The sequence below is a fragment of the Ruegeria sp. Alg231-54 genome (assembly GCF_900143525.1).
Taxonomy (GTDB): domain Bacteria; phylum Pseudomonadota; class Alphaproteobacteria; order Rhodobacterales; family Rhodobacteraceae; genus Ruegeria.
In genome coordinates this window covers 84125-90625 of sequence record NZ_FREZ01000016.1, presented here as the reverse complement: position 1 = coordinate 90625, position 6501 = coordinate 84125, and the positions used below count along the sequence as shown (strand labels likewise).

6 protein-coding genes and 1 pseudogene are annotated in these 6501 nt (G+C 53.9%); 2 read left to right on the top strand and 5 right to left on the bottom strand.

Translation table 11 applies throughout. The features are described from left to right. Nucleotides 1-445 (top strand): annotated as a pseudogene (locus DHN12_RS21210) (transposase); the annotation flags it as partial. Between the two features lie 499 nt (nucleotides 446-944). Here the strand turns inward: DHN12_RS21210 and DHN12_RS21200 are convergent. Continuing rightward, nucleotides 945-1805: an ImmA/IrrE family metallo-endopeptidase gene (locus tag DHN12_RS21200; protein WP_108861960.1), complete on the bottom strand. Its 861-nt coding sequence runs from the start codon at nucleotides 1803-1805 to the stop codon at nucleotides 945-947. 44 nt (nucleotides 1806-1849) lie between these two features. Here DHN12_RS21200 and DHN12_RS21195 point away from each other — a divergent pair, with 44 nt between their 5' ends. Continuing rightward, nucleotides 1850-2182 (top strand): helix-turn-helix domain-containing protein, encoded by a 333-nt coding sequence (locus DHN12_RS21195; protein ID WP_234416723.1) that lies wholly within the window; start codon nucleotides 1850-1852, stop codon nucleotides 2180-2182. A gap of 531 nt (nucleotides 2183-2713) precedes the next feature. Here the strand turns inward: DHN12_RS21195 and DHN12_RS21190 are convergent. From DHN12_RS21190 to DHN12_RS21175, 4 genes are read right to left on the bottom strand one after another with little or no spacing between them, the layout of a single operon-like run. Beyond that, nucleotides 2714-3523 carry an NAD(P)-dependent oxidoreductase gene (locus DHN12_RS21190; RefSeq protein ID WP_108861958.1) on the bottom strand — a complete coding sequence of 270 codons (810 nt, stop codon included), beginning with the start codon at nucleotides 3521-3523 and terminating at the stop codon, nucleotides 2714-2716. Continuing rightward, complete coding sequence (locus DHN12_RS21185) at nucleotides 3511-4410, bottom strand: hypothetical protein (protein WP_108861957.1); 900 nt, start codon at nucleotides 4408-4410, stop codon at nucleotides 3511-3513. Before DHN12_RS21185 ends, DHN12_RS21190 begins: the two co-directional genes overlap by 13 nt. A 51-nt stretch (nucleotides 4411-4461) precedes the next feature. Further along, on the bottom strand, nucleotides 4462-5457 hold the full coding sequence (locus DHN12_RS21180) for a substrate-binding domain-containing protein (RefSeq protein WP_085823832.1): 996 nt from the start codon (nucleotides 5455-5457) through the stop codon (nucleotides 4462-4464). Nucleotides 5458-5513: 56 nt separating this feature from the next. Next, nucleotides 5514-6500, bottom strand: coding sequence for an ABC transporter permease (locus tag DHN12_RS21175; protein ID WP_234416726.1), 987 nt, complete (start codon nucleotides 6498-6500; stop codon nucleotides 5514-5516). Nucleotide 6501 lies beyond the last annotated feature (1 nt).

Here is a 6501-nt window from a genome sequence, read left to right as displayed (position 1 = left end):
TGAAGAACAATGGCGATACGCACGACCTATGGCGGCTGTGGATCACGAAGGCGAGGTGCTGGAAAGTTATGTGACCAAGCGCCGTGACCGCAAAGCTGCGTTGAAATTCCTCAGAAAATCAATGAAACGCTACGGTCAACCTGAATCCATCGTGACGGACAAACTGCGGTCTTATGGCGCGGCGATGAGAGTTGTCGGGAACGGTAGTTGGCAAGAGACCAGCCGCTGGCTGAACAATCGGGCCGAGAATTCCCATCTGCCATTTCGACGACGAGAACGTGCGATGCTCCGCTTCAGGCAAATGCGATGTTTGCAGAAGTTCGCCGCAGTTCATTCTTCCGTCCACAACCATTTCAATCAGGAACGCGCCCTCTACAGCAGAGACAATTTCAAGCTCACCCGCGCCGCTGCTCTCTCCGAGTGGCGCCAACTTTGTTCAGCATAAGTTCCGGCATTTAGGGGTAAACAGAGACTGGTTCGAATTGGTCTGACAGCACCGCCACTTGGTACTTATGTGGCGACAAATAGTTTTGCCTTTTGCGACAGGACTTTTCCTTTGCGCCGCATAGCTTTTCCTTCTGCCAAATGGTTACGTTGAGCATGTTTCCCCATAAAAACCGGTTTTGTGCGAAGCCCTTCAGGGCGCTCTTCTCCAAAACCTGCTCCCGGCGAGGGTTGGGGGTAGCAAGTGCAATACAATTCGACAGGGTGGTGCGGCCCACAGGAGTTCGCCGAGGACACGGCCCTATCTAATTGTATTGCGGGCGCGGGGGGACGACGTCCCCTAGCTCTGATGTTCTGCAGGTCCGGCGGGAAGCAGACATTCGATGCGCGTGCAAAAGAATCCGCGTCTTACTGGCAAGACAGACCTTGAGAACATTTGAGCCAGGGGCTCTTCAATTCGTCAGTCAGCTACGCCGGTCACACTACTTGCAATGACATGGCTATCGCCGGAAAGATTCTGATAGCTTATCGAATGCGTCCTCTTCAACCTCATCAGCGTGGTAAACCGGCTCTTTGCGTGGAAGATGAAGTAGCGTCATCTCTTGTTCATAGCACTTGGACGAAATGCACATTTCTATGACCGGTTCATCAAACCAAACACCTGAGGGCTGGCTAATCCCATCAACCGCCTCTTGGCGATAGTCCTGAGTTACAGCGGTTGCCGACGCTGGGAGTTCGTACATGGTTTTCCGAGTCTTGATGAAATGCCCTGTCTTTAGCGCCGCCTTACTGGTCTTTGCCCAATGTGCATAACCCTCGTTGGAAACGACAAGCAGGGCACGTGTTTCCGTGTATTCAAGCCACCGAAGTGTGGCTGCCGTGAGGGAAACGCCATATCTGTCAGCGATTGTCCCCAAGTCGTCGAAACTCGGAACTGTCTTTGATGAAATCTGTCTGCGAAAGTCGTGGAATGGCATCAACAGGTTGGCAGCAAACTCATCTGCTTCATGCTCAATGTCTTCGCCTTCCCGCCGCAAAACACTACTTTCATCACAATAGATCCCACCGTCAAATCTGTCGTCTTCATCGATCAGCTTTCTATGGAGAACGTAATGGCCAAATTCATGACCCAGGGTATAGGCTCGACGTCCTTCTGATTGATCTTTGTGAGATACAATTGTCCATTCACGGGGTTTGCTTTCCCCATATACGAGTGCTCCCATACATCCCGGGATATCTCTCTTCAAAACCTCACGGATCGGCGATTCAGGCGCGGTATGAGCAGAGTATTCTAAAGCAAGATTGGCGATGTCGACGGGACCGCGGTCAAACCTGTCAGTGCCGAGAACCTGGTCCAACATCAGAGTGATCTGATTGGATTGCTTTATTGCTAAAGACTGCGTGTTTGGAGGCACTCTCAGTCTTTCTTTTCGGTCAGTGTTTTTGCGATTGCCCGCAATTGGTCATCTCGCTGGCTCAATACGGGACCATGCGCTTCAACGAGATCAAGCGAAACCTAGGCATTTCGCAGCGAATGCTGAGCTTGACGCTGAAGGAGTTGGAACGGGATGGGCTTGTGAACCGGACCCAATATCCAACGATCCCGCCCAAGGTCGAATATAATCTGACTCAGATGGGGCAGTCGTTTCGCGAGCCGGTCAGCGCCTTAAGCTATTGGGCATTGGAACACTTGAGCGAGATTGATGCCGCACGGGAAGCGTATGACAAGTCTGACTGAAGCCAGACAATTTCCCGAGAACCACTGTTTTTTGATAGGAGACATTGATGCTCCCGCAGCGAATTGCCCCTTTGTCCGCTACTTTATCTTCGCCCTCTAAGTAGCTCACCGCGCCCCGAACGAATGGCAGGTTTTTCCGCTGCCTAGCAGCGCCGAGAACCACGCAGGCGCAGCGATTTTCGCGCTGCGTGTGCGCACAGCACAAAATCACTATGACTGCCTTGGGCTCTTCGCTGACTTTCTCTGCAAACAGGATCAATGACTGCAATTCGGCGATTGAAGTAGTGGTTCGTTTGGTCCGCTTGGGGGGCTGAGCACTCAACCAGAGATCGCTTCACATAAAACCGCTTCAACGATGTGCGCAAGTCGTCATCGAATCATCAAACATCCAATGGTTGCGGAATCTGGTGCTCGTTATGTCGCTCTCCGTCTACCGCGAAGCAGACAAAGCTGACCTTTTCAGCGCTTACTTCGATGCGAGGTTTCGTAAACTGGTTGCGCAACGCAACAACAATGCTCGGATCTTGTACTCTACCAATCCGGGAAACGTGTCGCGAAAAAGCTGGGGAGTCGGACTGTAAACAGCCGCTGCAGCATGGATCTCAAGGAAATGCCCACTGTTATTTTTGCGGGGCTTCCATCCTCTGGAGAGTAGCCAATCGTTTGTCGTGTTTCGGTGATATCCCAGCGCATACCTGGGTTATCTGACATTAGGTTTAGGGCTGCGAAGGAAATATCCTTGGCATCTATTGCGGCGCGCATTCCGCTTAGAAAGTCCCGATCACTCAACCACATTTCCTGACCCCACCGGCCCATCGCCATGTGTGTGCCGGGTTGGTTGCCGTGAGTCCATTGCGTCCAGCCGATGCGCAAGCAGATGACCGACAGTCCGTGATGCTCAGCGAAATAAGCCCCTGTCCGTTCACAGAATAGCTTTGACATGCCGTAGGCGTTTACTGGCCCTGGTGGTGTCGTGCTGTTGAGCACCTGATGCGTGAACCTTTTGTCGCCGTGAACCCAGTTGGAGCTGGCAAGAACTACTCGGCTGACGCCCATGGCTGCCGCATGGTGATAGAGAGAAAGAGTTGCATCCATATTGTGTTTGATCGCGGAGGCCCAGGTGGCGGCTGGCTCTCTATCACCAGCAAGATGCACGATAACATCCACACCCTTTAGCAAACTGACCCAACTGCTGTTGTCGGAGAGGTCTGCGGTGTGAATGTCGGGATGGTCAACGGGACGGATGTCGATGCCAGAAACGATATAACCGGGGTCGCTTTCTAGCGTGTCGAAAAGTTTGCGGCCGAGATGCCCACCAGCGCCTGTGATCAGGACATGCATGACATGAATTCCTTGTTGCTTGTGAGACTCGCTGGCATTTGCTGTGTATCGTCTGTCAATAATAGGAACGTCTGCCGAAAACTCATTGTTTCATTTGGTTCGAGGTCGTGCACGGGTGAGTGCCATTCAGCTTCGCAGTAGGCGTAATCGCCCGAATTGAAGACCTCGAACGGACGGTGATGCGCAAATCGGTCACCCTGTTGAGGTTCTGGTACTGAGCACATCAGCAAGGGGCCATCGGTTCCGCACCGTATCAGCGTTCGGTTGTTGGGGTTCTGTAGCCCGATCTTGAATTCCTGCAGTCTTCTACAATCTGCGACCGTGCCGCTGCCGCGCGTTTCAACCATCCCTTCTGAAGAGCCGAAAACAGGGTAAAACGCAGGGTGATCCATTTCGACTCCGATCTTGGCTGGAGTGTTAAGCATCATGACTGACCAAATGCCGGTCAGGCGAGAGGAAGTGCCGCGATTGGCAACGATATGTTCAATGTCCCAGCTGTTTTCAGAAGTCAGTGTGATGCGACGCGAAACAGATAAGTGAGATATGGGACAGACGGCGCTGGTCATGTCGATGCGAGTGCTGGTTCTAGAAGTGATCTGATAGGAGCCGCTGTCCAGCACGGGAAACGGAGCGCCGTTTTCCCAAGACGAGTCCGGGGCGATCCATGTCTTCTCGCCTCCCCAAAGTGGAAAGCCAAATTGTGGAGAGCGTGTAGGCAAATCGGCGAGCCGGGTGTCGTCCACCTCCACTCCGTCAAGATCTGGGTTTTGAAAGAGGAGTGAGCGCCCTTGAATACTCACGTCCCACAGACGGCCTCCGATGTCTGGCAGGAGTGTCAGCCTTAAATCGCCCTGCTGTAGCTGCAGAACACTCCATCTGTCTGGCATGTTTGCTCCCTGACTATGTCCCAGCGCGACAAGCCGCGCCGGGATGACAATTTAGACGTGCTTAAACTGTGCAACATTCTCGGATGTGATCGGCATCACCCCGGTTTCGACGCGCTCAGGCAGCGGGTTGATCCCGGCGGCCTTCCAATCCGGCAAAACCTTCAACGCATCGGTATTTTGCCAATGCATCATGTGGAAGGCGAGAAAGATCTCCAGATAGGATTTCTGAGCCACTGCGCCGTGAATTGTGCCGTCTTCGATATAGGGAAGCATATCATCATTTCGGTCCATCGCGACGATCTTGATGTCCTTGCGACCCGCCTCGTTGACCGCTATCGCAGCGCCTTTGCCACTGTCACCGTCTGTACCGCCGATGCCAACAATATCGGGATTTGCCTGAATGGCCTGAAGATAGGCTGTCGGAGCATAGGACGGGTCGGCTTTGTCGTTCACAACATCGACGACTTCGATATCCGGGTATTTCTCAGCGAAGACTTGTTTGTAACCCTCGACCCGTTCCAGCGTGGAAGGAGCAGGGAACGTGCCGAGAATGACCTTCCCCTTGCCGCCAATCGCTTGTGCCAGCATCTCGCCGCCGACACGTCCTGCCTGAACGCCGTTGATCCCAAGGAAAGTGGACCGGGGGCTGTCAGGAATGTCACCGATACAGCATGTGACTGGAATCCCGGCCTCGACCGCGCGTTCTACGCCTGGGGCCAGAGTGGCCGGATCACCGGGGAAGATAAGGATGCCTGCGGGACGTCTTGCGATCAGTTCATCCAATTGGCGTGCTTGTGCGGCCGTGTCGAAATCCAAGGGGCCCGTGAATGTGGCCTTGATGCCCATCAGTTCCTCAAGGTCTTCCATTGCATTTCGATAGTCCACCCAGAACGGCACCTGCGTGACGATGGACAGGAACACATACTCCTTGCCGGCCGCTTGCGCCATGGCTTCTTTGGACAGCATGGGCAGTCCGAACGCTGCGGCCAATCCAGCGGTGGTGCCCGCTGTCAGCAGCCTGCGCCGATTCACGTTCAATTCAGTCATCGTAGTCTCCCTGTTTTGGATCTTTGGTTGTTGTTGAGTTTTGGAAAGCTTCGGGATTAGCCCCGTTTGCTTCGGATCAGCATGTCCAAGGCGACCGCTGTAACGAGTACACCGCCGATGACGATCATCTGCCAGTAGATCGATACAGCCAGCATCGTCATAGTGTTGTTGATCAACGCAACGAAAACGACGCCGAGGAAAGCACCAAGAATAGTACCTTCGCCGCCGCGTAGAGATGCGCCACCGATGACAGCCGCTGCCAGAACCTGAAGTTCGATACCGTTTCCTGCCGTGGGCGTGCCGCTCATCAGGCGGGAGGCCAGCAATACACCCGCCAAAGCAGCCAGAATACCGGTCAGTGCGTACAGAATGATACGCACGCGTGTGACATGGATGCCTGACAACATCGCGGCCTTTTCATTGGCGCCGATGAAATAGACCTGACGGAAAAAGCGCGTATGGCGGACGGCCAGATCAAACAGAACGACGAGCAGAATGGTGAACAAGACGATTACCGGAAAGCCGCCTATGTCAGCTTTGCCGATCCAGGCAAATGATGCCGGCAGGCTTGAGACAGAAAAACCTTCGGTCAGGACAAGAGCGATGCCTCGCGCGATCGACATCGTGCCGAGGGTCGCGATAAGCGGATTGATCCCGAGGCCGGTCACGAGCAAACCGTTCACTACCCCGACAAGTCCACCCAACACTAATCCGCATACCACAGCGAGCGGAATTGGCATGCCAGTCAAAAGCAGCATGGCTACGACGGTAGAAGACAAAGCCATAACCGATCCAACGGAAAGATCGAACCCGCCGGATGCAAGTAGGATCGCCATACCGATCACGATGATCGCGGTGGGGGCCATGCCCACGGCCACGGCTCGAAAGTTCGAGAAGCTGAGGAAATAGGGATTAACGTTGGACATCACGATGATGATGGCGGTGATCAGAACGATCAGCGTCAGTTCACGAATATCGACAAAAGCTTGTAAAACACGGCGCAGCAGCGGACGCTTCATGGGCAAGTTGGCTTGAGCGGTCATG

Excerpts from the sequence above, each read along its gene's own strand:
- DHN12_RS21190 (WP_108861958.1), bottom strand. The coding sequence starts at position 3,523 with ATGCATGTCCTGATCACAGGCGCTGGTGGGCATCTCGGCCGCAAACTT.
- DHN12_RS21180 (WP_085823832.1), bottom strand. The coding sequence starts at position 5,457 with ATGACTGAATTGAACGTGAATCGGCGCAGGCTGCTGACAGCGGGCACC.
- DHN12_RS21175 (WP_234416726.1), bottom strand. The coding sequence starts at position 6,500 with ATGACCGCTCAAGCCAACTTGCCCATGAAGCGTCCGCTGCTGCGCCGT.
- DHN12_RS21200 (WP_108861960.1), bottom strand. The coding sequence starts at position 1,805 with ATGTTGGACCAGGTTCTCGGCACTGACAGGTTTGACCGCGGTCCCGTC.
- DHN12_RS21185 (WP_108861957.1), bottom strand. The coding sequence starts at position 4,410 with ATGCCAGACAGATGGAGTGTTCTGCAGCTACAGCAGGGCGATTTAAGG.